Origin of the sequence: Photorhabdus kayaii, from assembly GCF_025384895.1 — a bacterium.
Classification (GTDB): domain Bacteria; phylum Pseudomonadota; class Gammaproteobacteria; order Enterobacterales; family Enterobacteriaceae; genus Photorhabdus; species Photorhabdus kayaii.
In genome coordinates, this window is the sequence record NZ_JAJAFZ010000055.1 from 1 (window position 1) to 20,664 (window position 20,664).

Annotated in this window: 20 protein-coding genes; 7 read left to right on the forward strand and 13 right to left on the reverse strand. The window is 43.4% G+C overall.

The features are described from left to right. Window positions 1-192: 192 nt before the first annotated feature. Window positions 193-801, reverse strand: a complete 609-nt coding sequence (gene ybjG / locus LGZ98_RS17620) for an undecaprenyl-diphosphate phosphatase (RefSeq protein ID WP_262978349.1) — start codon at window positions 799-801, stop codon at window positions 193-195. Window positions 802-1,337: 536 nt separating this feature from the next. Then, window positions 1,338-1,598, reverse strand: a complete 261-nt coding sequence (locus LGZ98_RS17625) for a GrxA family glutaredoxin (RefSeq protein WP_113042210.1) — start codon at window positions 1,596-1,598, stop codon at window positions 1,338-1,340. Between the two features lie 190 nt (window positions 1,599-1,788). Here LGZ98_RS17625 and LGZ98_RS17630 point away from each other — a divergent pair, with 190 nt between their 5' ends. The 3 genes from LGZ98_RS17630 (at window position 1,789) to rlmC (ending at window position 3,862) form a co-directional block, all read left to right on the forward strand. Then, the gene (locus tag LGZ98_RS17630; RefSeq protein WP_113042211.1) at window positions 1,789-2,100 is read left to right on the forward strand and encodes a YbjC family protein; all 312 of its coding nucleotides are present in this window, start codon (window positions 1,789-1,791) and stop codon (window positions 2,098-2,100) included. A gap of 91 nt (window positions 2,101-2,191) precedes the next feature. Beyond that, window positions 2,192-2,704, forward strand: coding sequence for a type III secretion system chaperone family protein (locus LGZ98_RS17635; protein ID WP_113042212.1), 513 nt, complete (start codon window positions 2,192-2,194; stop codon window positions 2,702-2,704). A 24-nt stretch (window positions 2,705-2,728) separates the two neighbouring features. After that, window positions 2,729-3,862: a 23S rRNA (uracil(747)-C(5))-methyltransferase RlmC gene (gene rlmC, locus LGZ98_RS17640; protein WP_113042213.1), complete on the forward strand. Its 1,134-nt coding sequence runs from the start codon at window positions 2,729-2,731 to the stop codon at window positions 3,860-3,862. Window positions 3,863-3,915: 53 nt separating this feature from the next. Here the strand turns inward: rlmC and artM are convergent, their stop codons facing one another. The 5 genes from artM to LGZ98_RS17665 all read right to left on the reverse strand — a co-directional run bounded on the left by artM (window position 3,916) and on the right by LGZ98_RS17665 (window position 8,001). Continuing rightward, window positions 3,916-4,584, reverse strand: coding sequence for an arginine ABC transporter permease ArtM (gene artM, locus LGZ98_RS17645; protein ID WP_113042214.1), 669 nt, complete (start codon window positions 4,582-4,584; stop codon window positions 3,916-3,918). Continuing rightward, a complete protein-coding gene (artQ, locus tag LGZ98_RS17650) occupies window positions 4,584-5,300 on the reverse strand; it encodes an arginine ABC transporter permease ArtQ (protein WP_262978350.1) in 717 nt (238 codons plus the stop codon). Before artQ ends, artM begins: the two co-directional genes overlap by 1 nt. A 14-nt stretch (window positions 5,301-5,314) precedes the next feature. Further along, window positions 5,315-6,049: an arginine ABC transporter substrate-binding protein gene (artJ, locus tag LGZ98_RS17655; RefSeq protein WP_262978351.1), complete on the reverse strand. Its 735-nt coding sequence runs from the start codon at window positions 6,047-6,049 to the stop codon at window positions 5,315-5,317. A gap of 19 nt (window positions 6,050-6,068) precedes the next feature. Further along, entirely contained in the window at window positions 6,069-6,797 is a 729-nt protein-coding gene (gene artP, locus LGZ98_RS17660; protein ID WP_262978352.1) for an arginine ABC transporter ATP-binding protein ArtP, read from the reverse strand. 304 nt (window positions 6,798-7,101) lie between these two features. After that, a complete protein-coding gene (locus LGZ98_RS17665) occupies window positions 7,102-8,001 on the reverse strand; it encodes a LysO family transporter (RefSeq protein WP_113042218.1) in 900 nt (299 codons plus the stop codon). A gap of 313 nt (window positions 8,002-8,314) precedes the next feature. Between LGZ98_RS17665 and macA the strand changes: the two genes are divergently transcribed. Beyond that, entirely contained in the window at window positions 8,315-9,430 is a 1,116-nt protein-coding gene (gene macA, locus LGZ98_RS17670) for a macrolide transporter subunit MacA (RefSeq protein ID WP_113042219.1), read from the forward strand. Beyond that, a complete protein-coding gene (gene macB / locus LGZ98_RS17675) occupies window positions 9,430-11,373 on the forward strand; it encodes a macrolide ABC transporter ATP-binding protein/permease MacB (protein ID WP_113042220.1) in 1,944 nt (647 codons plus the stop codon). The genes macA and macB overlap by 1 nt, the downstream gene beginning before the upstream one ends. An 80-nt stretch (window positions 11,374-11,453) precedes the next feature. Here the strand turns inward: macB and cspD are convergent, their stop codons facing one another. After that, the gene (cspD, locus tag LGZ98_RS17680) at window positions 11,454-11,675 is read right to left on the reverse strand and encodes a cold shock-like protein CspD (RefSeq protein WP_036814644.1); all 222 of its coding nucleotides are present in this window, start codon (window positions 11,673-11,675) and stop codon (window positions 11,454-11,456) included. Between the two features lie 342 nt (window positions 11,676-12,017). On the opposite strand from cspD, the gene clpS reads away from it, so the two are divergent. Further along, window positions 12,018-12,338, forward strand: a complete 321-nt coding sequence (clpS, locus tag LGZ98_RS17685; RefSeq protein WP_113042221.1) for an ATP-dependent Clp protease adapter ClpS — start codon at window positions 12,018-12,020, stop codon at window positions 12,336-12,338. Window positions 12,339-12,370: 32 nt separating this feature from the next. Next, window positions 12,371-14,647, forward strand: a complete 2,277-nt coding sequence (gene clpA / locus LGZ98_RS17690; RefSeq protein ID WP_113042222.1) for an ATP-dependent Clp protease ATP-binding subunit ClpA — start codon at window positions 12,371-12,373, stop codon at window positions 14,645-14,647. 84 nt (window positions 14,648-14,731) lie between these two features. On the opposite strand, the gene infA is transcribed toward clpA, so the two are convergent. From infA to trxB, 5 genes are all read right to left on the reverse strand, one after another. Beyond that, window positions 14,732-14,950, reverse strand: coding sequence for a translation initiation factor IF-1 (gene infA / locus LGZ98_RS17695; RefSeq protein ID WP_002211347.1), 219 nt, complete (start codon window positions 14,948-14,950; stop codon window positions 14,732-14,734). Between the two features lie 156 nt (window positions 14,951-15,106). Next, window positions 15,107-15,799: a leucyl/phenylalanyl-tRNA--protein transferase gene (gene aat / locus LGZ98_RS17700; protein WP_113042223.1), complete on the reverse strand. Its 693-nt coding sequence runs from the start codon at window positions 15,797-15,799 to the stop codon at window positions 15,107-15,109. A 6-nt stretch (window positions 15,800-15,805) separates the two neighbouring features. Continuing rightward, window positions 15,806-17,554 (reverse strand): heme ABC transporter ATP-binding protein/permease CydC, encoded by a 1,749-nt coding sequence (gene cydC, locus LGZ98_RS17705; RefSeq protein ID WP_113042224.1) that lies wholly within the window; start codon window positions 17,552-17,554, stop codon window positions 15,806-15,808. 2 nt (window positions 17,555-17,556) lie between these two features. Next, on the reverse strand, window positions 17,557-19,326 hold the full coding sequence (cydD, locus tag LGZ98_RS17710) for a heme ABC transporter permease/ATP-binding protein CydD (RefSeq protein ID WP_113042225.1): 1,770 nt from the start codon (window positions 19,324-19,326) through the stop codon (window positions 17,557-17,559). Between the two features lie 134 nt (window positions 19,327-19,460). Continuing rightward, complete coding sequence (trxB, locus tag LGZ98_RS17715) at window positions 19,461-20,420, reverse strand: thioredoxin-disulfide reductase (RefSeq protein ID WP_228901126.1); 960 nt, start codon at window positions 20,418-20,420, stop codon at window positions 19,461-19,463. Window positions 20,421-20,664: the final 244 nt, after the last annotated feature.

Genomic DNA, 20,664 nt, shown 5'->3' on the forward strand with positions numbered 1-20,664 from the left:
ATTTATTGATTTATATGAAAATCGTTGAGTTGAATTTAAGCGCAAATAAATGCTAAATAGGGTACAGGATATTACCCTGCTGGTTAACTCATGTCCATTTTGGTATGTAAAATTAGCCAATAATTTCTAATAAAAAGACTTTGGTTGAAATAGCGTTCGTTTATCTTAAGTCGCTAAGTTGCATTTATGTTGCTAGCTTTTTATCCATCCTTTACGGATAGGAAAAGCGCAGCAATGCTGGTACAGACTGTTCAATCTTTTTTGTAAACGTTCACCAGACAGGCTCCATATTATTTGTGCAAAAGTGCATCCCATTAGGCTGACGATAAATGCCCCGACCATATCCATCGGCCAGTGAACGCCTAAATAGACTCTGGCCCATGCAATTGCCAGTGCAATTGCCATCATGCATAAGCCCGGCCAAATCCTATACCAGAATAAAAAGGATAAAGCGAAAGTGAAGACGGTTGTTCCATGATGACTTGGGAATGAGGTTGTTGGCGCGTGAGGAAGAAAGTTATAACTAAAACCTTCTGCAAAAGGGCGGTCGTGAGGGCAGAGTAAACCGATACAGTATGAGGTTAGCATAGCAAAACAGAAGGCAATGGTGGTTTTACTGACGATAACCCGATGATAAGGGCGAGTACGCTCTGAACCCCAGAACCAGAAACTAGCCAATATTAGAGGGAAAATAATAACCAGGTATTTTGCAATGAACGTCGCTATTGCAATCATGGCTGGTGATGATTCAGGCGTAGCATTGAAAAAGGTAAACAGATCATGATTTATTTGTTCTAACAAATCGGGCCTCACATATAGTCACTTATGTATATCATGATAGTTGGACGCAAGAGAGTAAAGTTGGCTGACCTGAGAGTAAAGCGTAATTCTCTTAATTGTTGGTGTTATTTATTTTTGGTTTATATTTCCACCAAGGGAATATTTGGCAGTCATCCTGACAAAAACTAATCAATTCATTGATATTTATGATGATAATTTCTAGATCAGCGCGTTGATAGTATCGGTGGTTGATAGGTTGATCATCTGTAGAATCGGTTATGTGTTTATGAACGGTATACTTTTCAGGCAATAAAAAAACCCGATAGTCTTGAACCAAAGTGGATTAACTATCGGGTTCCTCAATATGGGGATATCAAAGAAAAGCAGTGGCATTAATTCAGACTACGGTTTGGCAAAAAAGTTCTTCGTGATAAGAAAAAAAACAGATTTTTTTCAATTTGATGAAAATAACATTTTTTGCACAAATCAACCGAGCCCACTGTGACGAATAATCAATGGCGGTTTTTACCGCAGCGAAAGTAAAACAGGAAGTTCGATTATTGTAGTAATTGGTGTTCTTTTACATACGCTTCGAAGTCAGTGCAGCCACCGATATGTTTCTCATCAACAAAAATTTGCGGGACAGTTTCTACGGGTTTACCAACCGTTTTTTCCAGATCAGCTTTAGCGATACCTTCTGCGTGAATATCAACATAACGGAAGTCAAAGTCATCACGCTGCTCTTTCAGTCGTTCTGCCAGCTCTTTCGCGCGGACACAGTACGGGCAGCCAGGACGACCGAAAATCACAGTAAACATATAAACTCCTCTTGGTTATATTAAAGTAATGCGGTTTGATGTGTTACTCATGCTTATTTGATAGCTACTATGCCTGTATCGATCGGTAAAAAAAAGCAGAAATTGCCTTTTGCTTTAATTCATCATACCAATTTTGGTAACAGTGTTTCCGGTAGTATAATGTAGCATCAGGTTGTTAAGAGAGGATGCGATGAAAAGTCATCAAGGCAATATGAGTTCATTGGCAGATATGCCAAAACAGGTTATCCTGCTAGAAATTGTCGGAATTTTGTGCTTAATCCTGTCATATTTGACTATTAATGATATTGTCATCTTAACAGATTTACTAATGACGCCAGAAGCACATGTTGTTATGATTTTCATCGGCATAGGTTGTTTGGTTCCTGCTGCGGTTAATATCATTTGGCGTGCAGTGTATGGTCTCTCTTTTTTGGGAGTTGATCATGTTGATCATAAAAAAGAGAGCAAAAATAAGGTAGAAGGTAGTGATAACGGTAAGTAAAAATAATTTATCAGTTATTGGTGATGGCGCGATAAAGAATTATTTCGTAAGCTATAGCGCTTTTTCATTTTCCGTTGTATGGGGTTGTTAGATGAGTTCACTTGTCATTCCTGACTTATCAGTATTGCGTGAGTGGTTGGATCAGCTCAAAATTTCCTACTTTGAGTGCGATTCATGCCAGGCGCTGCATCTACCTCATATGCAGAATATTGATGGTTTATTTGATGCTAAAATTGATCTGTTGGACAATGTAATCTTGTTTTCTGCGTTGGCTGAAGTTAAACCAACCGCCATTATTCCTTTGATGGCTAATCTAAGCCAGATTAATGCCAGTTCGCTGACAATCAAGGCTTTTCTTGATATTCAGGATGAAAACCTACCGAAATTGGTGGTGTGCCAATCTTTCCTTGTTTCAGCCGGGCTGACTTTTTCCCAGTTTTCTCATTTCTTGCAACAAAGCGAAGAGCAGATTGCGGGAGTGATTTTTGAAATTCACAGTAATAACTTGTTGTATATTAATCGTGATATCGAAATCGAGAGTGACATTGAAGAGGAAGAGGAATCACAAGTTTCTGCTAAGGCGCCGACTTTTACTTTGCACTAATATTTTCAACACGGTTATCCAACAATGCAATGTACGCATTATTCTGCGGGGCACTGTCACTCTTGTCAGTGGCTCGAAAAACCCTATTCTCAGCAGTTAGAAGATAAGCAGCAGAATTTAAAGCAGTTATTACCTCAAGCTATTGTGAAGCAATGGTTACCTCCAATTGCCAGCCAACAAGATGCCTTTCGTAATAAAGCTAAAATGGTCGTCAGTGGCAGTGTAGAACGCCCATTGCTAGGCATGTTGTATCGTGATGGCACGGCGGTTGATCTGTGTCATTGTCCTCTCTATCCAGCGCATTTTCAGCCTGTATTCGATGTTGTTAAATCGTTCATTGCTTGTGCCGGGTTGACGCCATATAACGTTGCTCGTAAACGGGGTGAACTGAAATATTTGTTGCTGACAGAAAGCCGTCATAGCGGTGAAATGATGTTACGTTTTGTACTGCGTTCTGAAACAAAAATTGCTCAACTGGAGCGTGCTTTACCTCGGTTGTGTGAGCAATTGCCACAGCTTACGGTGATCTCTGCCAATATTCAGCCAATCCATATGGCGATTTTGGAGGGGGAAAAAGAGATTCTGTTTACTGAACAAAAGGCGCTGAAAGAACAGTTCAATGGCATTCCTCTTTACATCCGTCCACATAGCTTTTTCCAGACTAACCCGAAAATGGCTTCTGAATTGTATGCAACAGCAGGGCGTTGGGTTCGTGAACTGAAAATCAGTAGCATGTGGGATCTATTCTGCGGTGTTGGGGGTTTTGGTCTGCATTGCGCAGATAAAAATACCTGTTTAACCGGCATTGAAATCAGCTCAGAAGCCATTGATTGTGCCCGCGATTCGGCGAAAACACTAGGTTTGGAAAACATCGAGTTTCAAGCTTTGGACTCAACACATTTTGCTGTAGCAAAAGATCAAATTCCGCAATTGGTTTTGGTCAATCCGCCTCGTCGGGGAATTGGTAAGGTGTTGTGCGATTATCTCAGTAAAATGGCTACGAATTATATTCTTTATTCAAGCTGTAATGCTCAGACAATGGCGAAAGACATTGCTGCGCTAGCTAACTATCGTGTAGAAAAGGTACAGTTGTTTGATATGTTTCCTCATACTGAACATTACGAAGTTTTAGCGTTATTGATATTAAATCATAACTGAATAACGAAAGGATGTGTGGGGATGGGGTTCCAAAAGAGAACGCCCTATCCCGTTTAGTCATGGCGCTCAAAAGCAAGTGCACGACGTTCAATCATCCGCATCAGCAAAGTCAGGATACCGTTGACACATAGATAAATCACCCCTGCGGCCATAAAAGCCATCACATCATAATTGCGGCCAAATAGAAGCTGACTGTATCCCATTACTTCCAGCAAAGTAATAGTACTTGCGAGAGAAGTACTCTTGAAAATCAATACAACTTCGTTGGAATAGGAAGATAACGCCCGTTTAAAAGCATAGGGCAGCAGGATCTGCATAGATTGTGCTTTAGACATGCCCAATGCTTGACAGGATTGCCATTGACCAGCAGGAATTGCCTTTACTGCGCCATAGAATAGCAGAGTAGAATATGCCGCACTGTTAAGCGCTAGCGTTACCATTGCGCACAGCCAGGGTTCAGACAGTAATTGCCAAAGCCACGGGTACGCTTTTATGGAAGGAAACTGCCCAGGCCCGTAATAAATCAGAAAGAACTGTACCAACAAAGGCGTACCGGTAAACAGAGTAATGTAGGTTTTTACCAGTTGTGTCAGTACTGGCAGTTTCATGGTCAGAACCATAGTGAACAGGACGGACATCATGAAAGCAACAAAAAGCGCTGTGACGGTCAGGCTTAGACTGGTTTGCAGACCTGGTAAAATTTGTTGAATATACTCAAACATCAGGGAGCACTCCGATCAAAGCGAGTGGTATGCATCTCAATTTTCTTTAGAATAAACTGACTGATCAGAGTGATAGCCAGATAGATAAGCGCCACAATCATATACCAGGTAAAGGGTTCCTGAGTGCGTGTGGCAATACTTTTGGTTTGTTGCATGAGATCATTCACACTGATAAGCGATACCAGCGCGGTATCTTTCAACAAAACTAACCATTGGTTACCGAGCCCTGGTAGAGCATGTCGCCACATTTGAGGCATGATCAGGCGGAAAAATATTTCAGCGCGACCAAGACCTAATGCTTGACCGGCTTCCCATTGGCCGGCCGGAATGGCTTTTATCGCACCACGGAGTGTCTGGGATGCATAGGCAGAGTAGAGTAGGGAAAGTGCAATGACACCACAAAGGAATGGGCTGACATAAAAGTCTTGAATATCTATCTGAATTCTGGAGTGCCAGAAGATAAGATTAATGTCAAAGCCATCAGCCAGTGTCATGAGAAGTTGTGATGCGCCGAAGTAAACGAACAGCACGACCAAAATTTCTGGCAATCCTCTGAACAGAGTGACCCAACAGGTGCCAAGTATGGCGAAGGGTTTCCAACGGGCTGATTCCCAAGTAGCAAATAGCATAGCTAAAATCAGACCAAGCACTAATGCAGACACGGCAAGGCCGACGGTGATGCCGGCGGCGCTTGTTAGAGATTGGAATTCATTCATAGAGATTCGGCTACTTATTTAAACCATTTTTTATAAATGATGTCATAAGTACCATCTCGTTTGATGTCAGCGAGTGCTTTATTCAGCTTATCTTGTAGATCTTTGTTACCCTTACGAACTGCAATACCTAAGCCGATACCAAAGTAATTTTTGTCAGTGACTTTGTTACCTACGGTACTTAAGTTTTCATTCTTTTTCAGCCACTCGTTAACAACGGCAGTGTCACCGAAAACGGCGTCCAGACGGCCATTTTTCAGATCCAGAATCGCATTTTGATAGCTGTCATAAGGAACGGTTTTAATCTCTTTTCGTTGTTCCATCAGGTATTTTTGGTGAGTTGTACCATTCTGGATACCCACAAGTTTGCCTTTCAGCTCTGCGGTGCTGGAGACTTTGCCTTTAACGGAGATAAAAACCGCGGAGTTATCGTAATAAGTGTTAGTAAAATCAACCTGCTTTTGGCGTTCAGGGGTAATATCAATACCTGCGGCTAAAGCGTCGAAGCGACGGAATTTCAGGCTAGGGATCAGGCTGTCAAAGGATTGGTTAGTGAAGGTACATGTCGCATTAATTTTCTCACAGATGGCATTGGCCAAATCGACATCAAAACCCTGAATTTTATTATTTGCATCGATGAACTCAAACGGAGGATAAGTGGCTTCTGTGGCAAAACGAATGGTCTCTTTTTCCGTGGCGGTTGCAGATAAAGCTACTGTGCCTAAGAGGGCTGCAAAAAGTAGTTTTTTCATCGCTATATCCTATTAATAGTTAGTGTGATAGATAATTAGCAAAGGCTTTGGTTTGTGGTTGGGTAAAATGGCTGATATCACCTTGTTCTATAATGTGGCCGTTTTCCATATATACGACATGGCTTGCGGCCTTACGGGCGATTTCCACTTCATGGGTAACGATAATCTGTGTAATACCCGTAGCGGATAATTCATGGATGATATTGACAACCTGTGCTGTAATTTCTGGGTCCAGCGCTGCCGTTGGTTCATCAAATAATAAAATTTGTGGTTCCATCATTAATGCTCGTGCAATAGCAACCCGTTGCTGTTGCCCTCCAGATAAATGTTGTGGGAAGCGGCCGGCAAAATCATCTAAGCGCAAACGGGAAAGGAGCTTATCCGCTTTTTCCCGCGCTTGTTGCTTGGATAAACCCAGTACGCGACAAGGCGCTTCGATCAGGTTATCCATAACAGTAAGGTGTGGCCACAAGTGATATTGCTGAAAAACCATACCTACATTCTGGCGTAGAGAACGAATCTCCTTTGTTCCTGGTGTTTGTTCGAAATCGAATTGATGATTAGCAATATGCAACTGGCCGGATCGTGGTATTTCCAGCAGGTTTAGTACTCGTAACAATGTACTTTTACCTGCACCACTTGGCCCTAGCAAAACCATCGTTTCCCCTGAAGAACACTCAAGATTAATATCAAACAGTGCCTGATGGACACCGTAATAGCAATCAATGCTTTTTAATTGAATACTCATGCTTTAATTCTGAATAGTCAGTGATTTAGTTCGATGCTAAACCCGTTAGCATAATTATGCAATATCTTATGTACAGAATATTATTAATTGATATTTCAATTACATGTCTGATTAACGTGCGCTATTCTCTCCTTAGTGCAATTTGTCAACAAAGGCTTATTTATTCTATTGGCATACTGCGAAAAGATGAATAGGTCACAAATGGGCCAGCATTAGGATAAGTAACCACTGTTGACGATTTATGACCATGAAACGCCCGAACTGTTATTTATGACATCACGTATTATTGTGGCTCAAATTCTGGTTAAGTAAAGAATGCGATCAGTAAAGGTGCGAGCAAACTCAGGACGAAACCGTGAACTATCGCTGCTGGAACAATACTGACGCCCCCGCACCGTTGTAATACTGGCAAGGTGAAATCCATCGAAGTGGCACCACTTAATCCTAGAGCGCTTGAGCGATATCGATTGATTAGAATCGGAATTAGCATAATTGCTGCCAGTTCGCGTGCCAGGTCATTAAAGAATGCAGCACTACCGATTACCGGCCCGTAAGCATCAGAAAGTAAGATGCCAGAAAGGGAATACCAACCATAACCGGAAGCCAACGCTAAACCTGTTTTCACTGGCAGCCCAAGAATAAGTGCTGCGATAGCCCCGCCGGTAAGCGCACTGACAGCAATGACAATTGCAATAATGGTACCGCGGCGGTTTAGCAATATCTGTTTCAGGCTCATACCGTTATTACGTAATTGAATTCCGACGAGCAACAGTAAAACGATTAAGGCAATTTCACTGGCATGATTGGAGAAGTGCAGCCATGACCAGCCAGTGAGCCCAAATAGGAAACCTAAAATCAGTACACCACATAATTTCAGTGATTCAAAAATCATATGTAAACGGGAAGGGGGTTTTTCCTGTTTATGCGGACTAATAATCCAAGGATCGTGTTTTTCAAGCAGGAATAACGCTAGCATATTAGCTGTAAAAATACATAAAAAAAATGTTATCGCATATTGAAAGATAGAGAAGAGGTTACGGCCTAAATCGTCCAACAAAGCCAAGCTGATTCCCATTAAAAACAGGATGATATAGACCATTGCGTTAAGAAGGTGATGAACAGCACTTAACAGTGTCTTATTATTCAAATGGGTAAGATAGCCTAGCGTTAACGGCAAAAGAATGATCAGCAACCCAGAGTACATAATTAACATCCTTTAAAACGATTAACGTCTTTTTATCCAAATTCAGTATAAAAATCGATTGTAAAGACTATAAAAATAAAAGATAACAATTTTTTTACATTAAGAGAATAGCCAGGATAGAGTGAAATGTATTGTTGCTCAAAGAATTTTTTATTCTTAAGGTGGGTGTGTTATTAATAACTTTCAGTGGATATAAAACGTAAAGGGAACGGTATCTATCTGGAATGAGTGGAAATCTCAGGTTTTCGTGGTATTGCAAGAAATAAGTTTTTACTATTTTTCTGAATCCAATGCTTAATATGGTGATATTTAAATGAATTTTATTCGTTCGAAACGTCGATGGGTTGTATTGTTAGCTATTGTGACCGTTATCACATTGGTTCTGGGATATTTTCTGTATAGGCCAGAAGCGATTAAATATCAGACAGTCTCTATTATTAAAGGCGATTTGGAAAAAAATGTACTGGCAACGGGGAAATTGGATGCGGTCAGAAAAGTGGATGTGGGCGCACAGGTAAGTGGTCAGTTGCAGAATTTGTATGTTGAAGTGGGTGATAAGGTGACAGAAGGCCAATTATTGGCATTGATTGATCCTAAACCTGCGCAAAACCAGGTTAAAGAAGTTGAAGCCACGATCAAAGAATTGAGTGCTTATTTGATAGAAGCCAAGGCACAATTGGCATTGGCGCAGGTGACATTACAGCGTCAGAACAATCTGGCAAAAGTACAGGCGGTCTCACTCCAGGAATTGGATCAGGCTAAAACGGATGTTGAAGTAAAAAGAGCGAAGGTAGAAACTTTATTGGCGCAAATCAGTAAAAATCAGGCCAGCCTTGATACTGCTCAGACTAATTTGCAATATACCCGGATTACCGCGCCAATGGATGGTATCGTTGTCAATATCAAAACCCTTCAGGGGCAAACAGTCATTGCGGCACAGGAAGCCCCGACTATTCTGACGCTGGCTGATCTGGGAACGATGTTGGTAAAAGCGGAAGTGTCAGAGGCCGATGTTATTTACCTGAAACCGGGCCAGAAAGCCTCTTTTACTGTATTAGGCGCACCGGATAAAAATTTTCCAGGGGTGTTGAAGGATATTTTGCCGACGCCAGAAAAGATTAATGATGCCATTTTCTTCTATGCCCGTTTTGAGGTAGCTAATCCTCAGCAACTTTTGCGTTTGCAAATGACTGCCCAAGTGAAAATTCAGCTTGATTCCCATCGTGATGTGTTAATGATCCCGATCTCTGCTCTGGGTAAACAGATTACGCCAACTCGCTATGAGGTGGATATCTTGAATGGCGATAAAGAAGAGAAACGAGAAGTGACCATTGGTGTGCGCAATGATGTAAATGTACAGATTCTATCTGGCCTGAAAGAACATGAGCAGGTGATCACTGGTCATAGTGAAGAAGTCGAGGATGAGTAATGGATGCGTTACTTGAGCTGAAAGGTATAGAGCGCAGCTATCCCGCTGGTGAGCAGCAGGTAAAAGTACTGGATGATGTCACCTTGTCTATTCATGCCGGTGAGATGGTTGCCATTATCGGCGCGTCAGGTTCGGGTAAATCGACACTGATGAATATTCTTGGTTGTCTTGATAAACCCAGTCAGGGTGAATATCGGGTTGCAGGACAGAATGTTGCTGAACTGAGTGATGATGAACTGGCAGCACTAAGGCGGGAACATTTTGGCTTTATTTTTCAGCGTTATCATTTGCTAACTCATTTGACCGCTGAACAGAATGTGGAAATTCCTGCTATCTACTCAGGAGCCTCTAAAGCGGTACGTCGCCAGAGAGCCATAGAATTACTTGGTCGTTTGGGGCTTGAAGAGAGAATCTGCTATCGTCCGGGGCAGCTCTCTGGTGGACAGCAGCAGAGGGTCAGTATCGCCAGGGCGTTGATGAACGGTGGTCAGGTCATTTTGGCCGACGAACCAACGGGAGCGTTGGATAGCTATTCTGGCGAAGAGGTGATGTCGATCCTCAAACAACTGTGTGAACAAGGGCATACCGTCATTATTGTCACTCATGATCCGAAAATCGCAGCGCAGGCACAGCGGGTTATTGAGATCAAGGATGGTCATATTATGAGTGATTCCGGCACGCAAAGGGGTAGAAAAGTCACTCAAACTCCGTCGTTAACATCAAAAATATCTTCGATACGCCAGACCCTTGGGCGGTTTAATGAAGCTTTATTCATGGCATGGCGGGCGATGGTTGCCAACAAGATGCGAACGTTACTGACCATGTTGGGGATCATCATTGGTATTGCTTCTGTCGTGACTATTTTGGTTATCGGAGATGCTGCCAGGGCATCGGTGTTATCCGATATTAAAGAGATTGCGACGAACACCATTGATATTTATCCGGGAGAAGATTTTGGCTTTGATGATCCGGTCAGTATGCAAGCGCTGAAAATAGAGGATGCAGACGCGATTAAAGCGCAACCCTATATTTTGGCGGTTTCACCAGAAATTGAGGGGCAAATGCGCCTTCGTAAAGGGAACATTGATGTTGCTTCGAGAGTGACTGGCGTTGGTGATGAATTTTTTCAGGTTTATGCTCTGCGTTTTGCTCAGGGAATGGGGTTTTCATTGGATATGATACGCCGTCAGGGGCAAGTTGTGGTTATTGATAAAAATACTCAGCGTAAATTGTTTCCTCACCAGAAAAAGGTGATTGGGGAGGTGATTTTGGTGGGTAATATGCCGGCCACAATTGTGGGAGTGATATCTGATAAGAGAGCTGCATTTGGCAGTAGCAAATCATTGCATGTCTGGTTGCCTCATAGCACGATGACTAGCCGTCTGATAAACCGGCATTATCTGGATTCAATTACTGTCAGAATAAAGGATGATTATAACTCTAAGGATATAGAAAAGAAGATAGTTCAATTGCTCACTTTGCGCCACGGCAAAAAGGATGTTTTTACCTATAACGTGGACATGATGGTAAAAGCAGCGGAAAAAACAGCCCATACTTTACAACTGTTTTTGACGCTGGTGGCGGTTATTTCACTGATAGTTGGCGGTATTGGTGTCATGAATATTATGTTGGTTTCAGTAACTGAACGTACAAGAGAGATCGGCATCCGTATGGCAGTAGGCGCAAGAACCAGTGATGTGATGCAGCAGTTTCTGATAGAAGCTATTTTGGTTTGTCTGGTTGGTGGCGTTTTGGGCATTGCACTCTCTTATATGATTGCATTTATCGCTCAATTAGCGCTCCCTGGCTGGAGTTTTGTTTTCCAGCCTGTTGCTTTACTCAGTGCTTTCGCCTGTTCTACCGCAATTGGGGTGATATTTGGATTTCTGCCGGCCCGTAATGCTGCTCGTCTTGATCCAATCGAAGCGTTGGCAAGAGAATAAGCGGAAATAATATGACGCCGCAGGTAATTGCCTGCGGCGTATGAAAATAATACCTGGTTATGACCCACAGGCCAGGCTATTTAGCCTTTGGGTTCGTTTTCAAGAGGAACAATAATACTGGCATGATTTCCCTTTGGTCCTTGGTGAACGCTGAAATTCACCTTTTGGCCCGCTTTCAGCGTCCGGTAACCGTCCATCTGAATGGTTGAGTAATGAGCGAATATATCTTCTCCGCCGCTTGCCGGGCAAATAAACCCAAAACCCTTAGCATTATTGAACCACTTAACAGTACCTGTCTCCATACTTCTACATCCCTCGTTTAATGATTTCGGTTGAGATGAGCCATTAATATAACAGTCGTAAACAATCACATGTAAACAGTGACATTATCTATGTTTGTTCACAAAACATACTGTAGTAAAAATCAAATTCTCGTCAAGCACAGAACAAATGTCTGGTTGTTTTGAATGACTAAAGTTTGATATAGATAACGATATGAGTTTCGTTCATGCACTTTTATGCCGAGTTTTCATAGGGGAATAGTCTGTGGTAAAAGGAGTTGCCCAGATAATGATAAGATAAATGGCAACATAATTTATTTGCTGGCAGTGGCTGGTTTTAGAGATTAATCCGTTGGGAAAATAATGAACGAGTATCATAATAGTTTGAAAAGTAAGGAATCTATTAAGGATGAGCGACAGCAAAAATTGCAGCCGCCGTCGATGTATCAGGTCATTCTTAACAATGATGATTACACTCCGATGGAGTTTGTAGTTGACGTATTACGAAAGTTCTTTTCTTATGATATTGAACGGGCAACGCAATTAATGTTGGATGTCCATTATCAAGGGAAGGCTGTTTGTGGGGTTTATACTGCTGAGGTGGCAGAAACTAAAGCAGCCCAGGTAAATATGTATGCCAGGGAGTATGGGCATCCATTACTTTGTACGCTGGAAAAAGTTTGACCAGGTATACTGATTTTTAGGGGGAGGTGCTTATGCTCAATCAAGAGCTTGAACTTAGTCTTAATATCGCCTTTGCTAAAGCACGGGATAACAGACACGAGTTTATGACCGTGGAGCACTTATTGCTGGCGTTGTTAAGTAATTCATCAGCGCGTGAAGCATTGGAAGCCTGCAAGGTCAATCTGGCTCAATTGCGTAAGGAGCTGGAGAATTTTATTTCACAAACGACACCGTTGTTACCTGAAAATGATGAGCGGGAGACTCAGCCAACGTTGAGCTTCCAACGTGTTCTTCAGCGCGCGGTATTTCATGTTCAATCCTCTGGGCGTTCAGAGGTCTCTGGTGCTAATGTGCTGGTGGCTGTTTTTAGCGAACAGGAGTCTCAAGCGGCTTATTTGCTGCGTAAACATGATGTGAGTCGTCTGGACGTGGTTAATTTCATTTCTCACGGAACTCAAAAAGAGGACTCGGAATCGGATCATCAGGAGACAGGCACGCAATCAGCAGAAGAGCAGCTTACAGGAGAGGATCGGTTGGAAAATTTTACAACTAATCTTAATCAACTCGCTCAAAGAGGACAGATTGATCCATTGATTGGCCGCCAGGATGAGTTAGAAAGAACAATTCAGATATTGTGCCGCCGTCGAAAAAACAACCCATTGTTGGTCGGAGAATCGGGGGTTGGTAAGACAGCTATTGCAGAAGGGCTGGCGTGGCGGATTGTGCAAAAAGATGTACCGGAAGTGATGGCAGATTGTACGATTTATTCGCTGGATATTGGTTCATTGCTAGCGGGAACTAAATATCGTGGCGATTTTGAGAAGCGCTTCAAAGCATTGTTAAAAACCCTTGAGCAGGATAGAAAAAGTATTCTATTTATAGATGAAATCCATACCATTATCGGTGCGGGGGCTGCGTCAGGGGGGCAGGTTGATGCGGCTAATCTGATTAAGCCATTGTTATCCAGTGGACGTATCAGAGTGATTGGTTCTACGACCTATCATGAATTCAGTAATATTTTTGAAAAAGATCGGGCATTAGCGCGTCGTTTTCAGAAGATTGATATTGTTGAACCTTCACCCGAAGAGACGGTACAGATTATTAGAGGGTTGCGGCCAAAATATGAGGCGCACCATGATGTACGTTATACCACGAAAGCTATCCGTGCTGCGGTTGATTTATCGGTGAAATACATTACTGATCGCCACTTACCGGATAAGGCGATCGATGTGATCGATGAAGCTGGGGCGCGTACTCGTCTGGTGCCGATTAGTCGCCGTAAAAAAACGATTAATGTGTCGGATATTGAATTCGTTGTTGCCCGGATTGCCCGGATTCCTGAAAAAACCGTTTCTGCCAGTGATAAAGATGTCCTAAGAACGCTGGATGAGCGGCTGAAAATGTTGGTATTCGGTCAGGATACCGCGATTGCGGCATTGACCGAAGCCATTAAGATGAGTCGTGCAGGGTTGGGGCAGGATAATAAACCGGTGGGTTCTTTCCTACTTGCAGGTCCGACAGGCGTAGGGAAAACGGAAGTCACCGTACAGCTTGCTAAGGTGTTGAATATCAAATTATTGCGTTTTGATATGTCAGAATATATGGAACGCCATACAGTAAGTCGTTTAATTGGCGCACCACCGGGATATGTTGGTTTTGATCAAGGAGGATTGCTGACGGATGCTGTGATTAAACATCCTCATTCAGTATTGCTGCTTGATGAGATTGAAAAAGCACATCCAGATGTATTTAACCTGTTATTGCAAGTCATGGATAACGGTACTCTGACTGATAACAACGGGCGCAAAGCGGATTTTCGTAATGTCATTTTAGTCATGACAACGAATGCGGGTGTACGTGAAACACAGCGCAAATCCATTGGATTTAAGCAGCAGGATAACAACTCCGATGCAATGGAAGAAATTAAGAAAGTGTTTACACCGGAATTCCGTAACCGTCTTGATGGTATCATCTGGTTTAATACGCTTTCTATTGAAGTCATTCAACAGGTAGTTGATAAGTTCATTGTCGCCTTGCAAGCACAATTGGATGACAAAGGCGTTTCGCTGGAGGTCAGTGCGGATGCTCGTCAATGGCTATGTGATAAAGGCTATGATAAAGCAATGGGTGCTCGTCCAATGGCGCGGGTTATTCAGGATAGCTTGAAAAAACCGTTGGCAAATGAACTCCTATTCGGCTCATTAGTTCACGGTGGCTCGGTGAGTATTGGTTTGGATAAGGCAAAACGCATACTGACCTACGATTTCAGCAATGCTTATAAGCAGAAGCCGGAAGATGTAGTGCACTAATAGAAGAGCGACACCACAGGTGAATACAACGTTGTTAAATACAAAGTTGCTACCTGTGGTGTAATATCTGAAAACGGTAATGAATCAGCGGCTACGGAAGACGATACGGCCTTTGCTCAGGTCATATGGGGTCAGCTCAACTGTAACCTTGTCGCCTGTCAGGATGCGAATATAGTTTTTACGCATTTTACCTGAAATGTGAGCAGTGACTACGTGCCCGTTTTCTAATTCAACGCGGAACATAGTGTTTGGTAGTGTGTCTAGCACAGTACCTTGCATTTCAATATTGTCTTCTTTGGCCATCTAATCCTCTAAGTTTAATAACCATCGTTTTTAACGGGCAAGATAATGCCGAAAAACCCTCATTATGTAAAGGAATGTTGTATTTTAACCCGTTATTTTGCAAATAGTGCATAGTGATATTTATGTTATCAGCAACATGAATCGGTCAAATGTTGATTATAATTCCAGTACTTGTTGTAACCAGCAACCAGGTTTTAATGACCGATTTCTGAATTGATAAAGATACTGAATAAATTCTTCCCTAGGGATCTCTTTTGCACCCAGTGAAGCTGTGTGATGGTTAAGCACTTGGCAATCCAGTAGTTCACCACCGTGTCGCAGAAAATGGCGATAGAAGGCAATGAACGCACATTTGGATGCATTCTCCATTCTGCTGAACATAGACTCACCGCAGAATAGTGTGCCAACGCTGACACCGTACAAACCACCAACAATCCGCTCATTGTGCCAGACTTCTACTGAATGCGCTTGTCCTATCTGATATAATTTTTTATAACCTTGTTGAATATCCTTGCCTATCCATGTTCCTTCCTGCCGTTGAGCACAGAAATGAACCACCTGTTCAAAAGCATGATTCACCGTAATATGGTATGGGGGATTGCGCAGAAACCGGCGTAGGGTTCGGCCGATATGCAATTCACCCGGAATGATCACCGCACGCGGATCAGGGGACCACCAAAGTGGCATTTCACTGGGTAAAAACCAGGGAAAAATACCTTGATGGTAGGCTGCATTTAATCGCTTAGCGGATAAATCTCCCCCGACTGCCAGTAGGCCGTTAGGCTCCGTTAGTGCTTCTTTCGGGTGAGGAAAATCATATGAATCAGTATTCAGTTGAATTATTGGCATCGTGTGTTACTGCCCCGGTTCAAGACGAATCTGATGTGGCCGCTGATAAAACTGATAATAGCGACCTTGCTGAGCCAGTAATTCATTATGCTGCCCTTGTTCAATAATAGTGCCGCCATCCATGACGTAAATACGGTCCATATGGTCAAGCCCGTACAGGCGGTGGGTGACAATAATCAGTGACTTATGCTGACAATGCTGACGCAATAGAGATAGAATTTGTTGTTCAGTATCCGCATCGAGTCCTTCCGTAGGTTCATCCAGTAACATCAGTGGCGCCGAGTGCAGTAGCGCTCTGGCAATTCCCATGCGGCGCTGTTCACCGCCTGACAACTGACGACCGCCTTCACCCATCCAGCAGTTTAGTCCCTCATTGGTTTCCAGTAGATTGCTTAAACCTACCTGTTTCAGCACAATTTCTAGTTCATTATCGGTTGCATTTGGTTTTGCCAGTAATAAATTCTGTCGTAAAGTATGACTGAACACATGAACACGTTGTGAAACAACCGATATCATACTGCGCAGAGTTGATTCGTCATAAGCAGTAATAGAATGCTGATTCAGACAGATTGATCCTGAATCAATATCCCAGGCCCGGGTCAATAATTGTAGCAAGGTAGATTTACCACAACCGGTTTTGCCTAACAGCGCGACATGTTCCCCTGCTTTCAAGCAGAGAGAAACATTTTTCAGGACGGCCATTGGCTGATCAGGATAAGTGAAACTGATATTTTTGATATCAATACTGGCTTGAGCTGAACTTTCCGGCCCTGATGTAGGAAACGTTACTTCCGGTTCTTGTTGCATCAATTGAGAAACCCGGGTTGCAGAGGTAATGACCTGACCTAGATGTTGGAATGCAACAGTGACAGGGCCCAGAGTTTCAAATGCGGCAAGAGAACAGAAGACGAACAGTGCGATTAATGCCCCCGGCTGGTTGTTTCCTCCCACACCGTTCGCTGCCAGCCATAAAATCAATGTAACGGTCATACCGGTGGCAAAAATCATGACTGCCTGTGACAAGCCGGTTAGGTTCGCTTGCTGTTGCTGATGTCTTAACCAACGTGACTCAATATCAGCCATTGACTTGCGGAAACGGCCAGCAGCACCGAATACCATCAATTCAGCTTGTCCTTGCAATGCCGCTGTGAGTTGGGTGCGGTATTGACCACGCAGAATAGTCAGATTGCGGCCAACGGATTTACCTGCGTTATAAAATATTGATGGCAGCAGGATCAACAGAGCCAGCATAATACCGCCAAGGGTATAGGCTAATGTGAGATCCAGAAAGCCAAGGCCGAAAGTGAGGACCATGATAACGATAAGAGCTGATAATATCGGCGAAATCACCCGTAAATAGAGATGATCCAATGTTTCAACATCAGCAACTAGTCGGTTTAATAATTCTCCTTGGCGAAAACGAGCTATTCCTCCCGGTGAAAGTGGCAAAATTTTCTGAAAGGCAAAAACCCGTAAATGTGCCAATACCCGGAAAGTGGCATCATGGCTAACCAACCGTTCAGCATAGCGCCCGGCAGTTCGAAGAATGGCTGAGCCACGGACACCGGCCGCCGGTAGCATATAGTTGAATGTATAACCGGTAAGACCTGCTAGTGCTGCGCCTGCAAGGAACCAGCCAGAGAGGGTCAGCAAACTTATGCTGGCGAGTAGTGTAACAATGGTCAGAACCATGCCTAAACTGATAAGAAACCAATGACGGCGATAGAGCGCCAGAAAAGGAAGCAATACCCGCATAATTACAGCTCCTCACTTCGATGGGATAACAGGCGGGTGAATACCCCTTGAGATTGGCTTAGCGATTGGTAATCTCCCTGTTCAATAATCAACCCCTTTTCCATGACCCAAATCTGATCATATTCCAGCGTTTCTTCCAATTGATGGGTAACTAACAGGGTCATCTGATGATGAGATGCCTGATTGAGTGTTTTCATCACCTGTTGTTCGCTATGCGCATCCAGGCTAGCGCCAGGCTCATCCAGTAATAATAACCGGCAAGGTTTCAATAGGGCACGGGCAACAGCGATACGTTGGGCCTGACCAACGGATAATCGTGCTGCATTATCACCGATGATGGTATTCAGTCTATCGGGTAAATCGTGAATAAATTCAGTGACGTATGCTTGTTCCATAACCTGATGGATTTGTTGTTGATTGGCATTAGGTTGGTTCAGACGAATATTATCAAGCAAAGTCTGCTCAGGCAGATGTGGATTTTGTCCAACCCAGCTCAGTTGATCACGCCATCTCTGTTGATCCAACTCACACAGTTCAGTGCCATTAATTTGTATTGAACCACGATAGGGCAGGAACCCTAACAATAAATTCAAGAGGGAACTTTTACCTGCTCCACTTTGACCAACTAATGCCACTCGTTGATTTTTCTCTATAGTAAAATTCAACGGGCCAGCAAGCCGGTTGCCGTCGTGGGCCAAAATTTCCAGATTATTAGCAATGATGGTCAACGGATCTTGGGGGGGAAGTGTTTTATCACCACCGGCAGGCGCATATTCACCATCACTGCTCAATAAAGTCACTAATGCTTCGGCGGCCCCAATCGCCTGTGCTTTAGCGTGATAATAAGTACCCAGATCGCGTAATGGCTGAAAAAATTCTGGGGCGAGGGTTAACACCAGAAAACCGGCAAACAGGGTAACGCCCATCCCGTAACTGCCAAAATTAAGCTCCCCCAAATAGGAGAAACCGAAATAGACAGCGACAACGGCAATAGAAATGGCAGCAAAGAACTCCAGCACCGCAGAAGAAAGGAACGCTAATCTCAGCACTTCCATCGTTCTGCAACGGAAGTTTTCGGTGGATTCGTTGATTTGTTGTGTTTCTACTTTGCCGCGATAAAACAAGCGCAACGTTTCTAACCCACGTAACCTATCAAGAAAATTACCGCTTAATCGCCCTAGTGCGACAAAATTACGCCGATTAGCGTCTGCGGCGCCTAAACCAACCAGCGCCATAAACAGCGGGATCAGGGGAGCAGTAGCGAATAAAATTAGCCCGGCAGCCCAGTTAACAGGGAATAGGGTGATCAGAATAAGAATAGGGATTATGACGGCGAGAGACATCTGTGGCAGATAGCGGGAATAATAATCCTGCATATCTTCTATCTGCTCAAGAATAATGGTTGCCCAGCTACCGGCTGGTTTACCTTTAACCCACATTGGGCCAAGTTGTTCCAGCTTATCCAATACCATAGCGCGGATTTTCTGACGCACGACTTTGCCACAGATAAAACCGATTCGTTCCCGAATGGCACTGATGATAGCGCGTAACACAAAGGCGGCTGCTAGCAACCAAAATTCGTTCGTGATGTGCTCGCGTGGAAGATTATCCATGATTAAAGCTTGCAGAATTGAGGCCAGTAGCCAAGCTTGAGCAATAATCAATAATCCATTGATTAAGCCAAATAACATGGACAGGCGGAGCCAGCGTTGGGCCGGGGCACTTTGCTGTTTCAGCCAGCGAACCAATTCATACTGTCTTATTTTGTCCATAAGGAAAAATTCTAATTTAACAGGTGAGGGTAATGGTGTACCAAAAGGCTGGACATATCCTATGTGTCAACATCCTGCTGATATGTTACATGTTAAAAAGCGCTACCGAAATAGCGCCTTGAAAGAAAAAGAATTTATTTAGCGGCTAGCCCATCCAAGAAACGTTCTGCGTCAAGGGCTGCCATACAACCTGTACCGGCGGACGTAATTGCCTGTCGGTAGGTATGATCCATGACATCACCGGCGGCGAATACACCGGGAATGGAGGTCTGAGTGGCGTTACCCTGTAAACCGGATTGAACTTTGATGTAACCATTATCCAGTTCTAATTGGCCTTCAAAGATAGCGGTATTGGGAGTATGGCCGATAGCAATGAAGGTGCCGGTAACCGCCAATTCTTCTGTAGCGCCACTTTGGGTATCGCGTAGGCGAACACCGGTAACGCCCATATCATCACCGAGTACTTCATCCAGAATACGATCGGTGTGCAGGATGATATTGCCATTTTTGACTTTATCCATCAGGCGACTGATCAAGATCTTCTCTGAACGGAATGTATCACGGCGATGAATTAGATGAACTTCCGCTGCAATATTTGCCAGATATAAGGCCTCTTCTACCGCAGTATTACCACCGCCAACAACGGCGACTTTCTGGTTACGATAAAAGAAACCATCACAAGTTGCACAGGCTGAAATACCACGCCCTTTGAATGCCTCTTCAGAAGGTAAACCTAAATAACGGGCAGAAGCACCTGTTGCGATAATCAGTGCGTCACAGGTATATTCTTGTTCATCACCATAAAGGCGTAAAGGCCGGTTTTGCAGATCAACTTTTTGAATATGGTCAGAAATGATTTCAGTTTGGAATTTTTCAGCATGTTGGTGCATGCGCTCCATTAACCCTGGGCCGGTCAAATCTTCAGGATCGCCCGGCCAGTTTTCGACCTCGGTGGTTGTAGTCAATTGACCGCCTTTTTCAACCCCGGTAATAAGAACCGGATTTAAATTTGCTCGGGCAGCATAAACCGCAGCGGTATAGCCTGCTGGACCGGAGCCAAGAATAATGAGTTTGTGGTGTTTGGCGGCGCTCATGAATACCTCATTTCCATTTATCACCTATCGAATATCGAACGATTGTAGGAGAAATAGGAGGGTAAAAAAAGTTAAAAGACTCATGTTACTAACGATTTTACCGATAGATATTAACTAACAATGATTTTAACCTGAGAAAAGTGTCCTTTTAGTGCTGTTTGGGTTTTATTTGCTCGTTTTTAATTAATGATAGACTATCGAAACGATTAACTGAAAATTTGTTCCACAGGTTGTTCTGATTTTT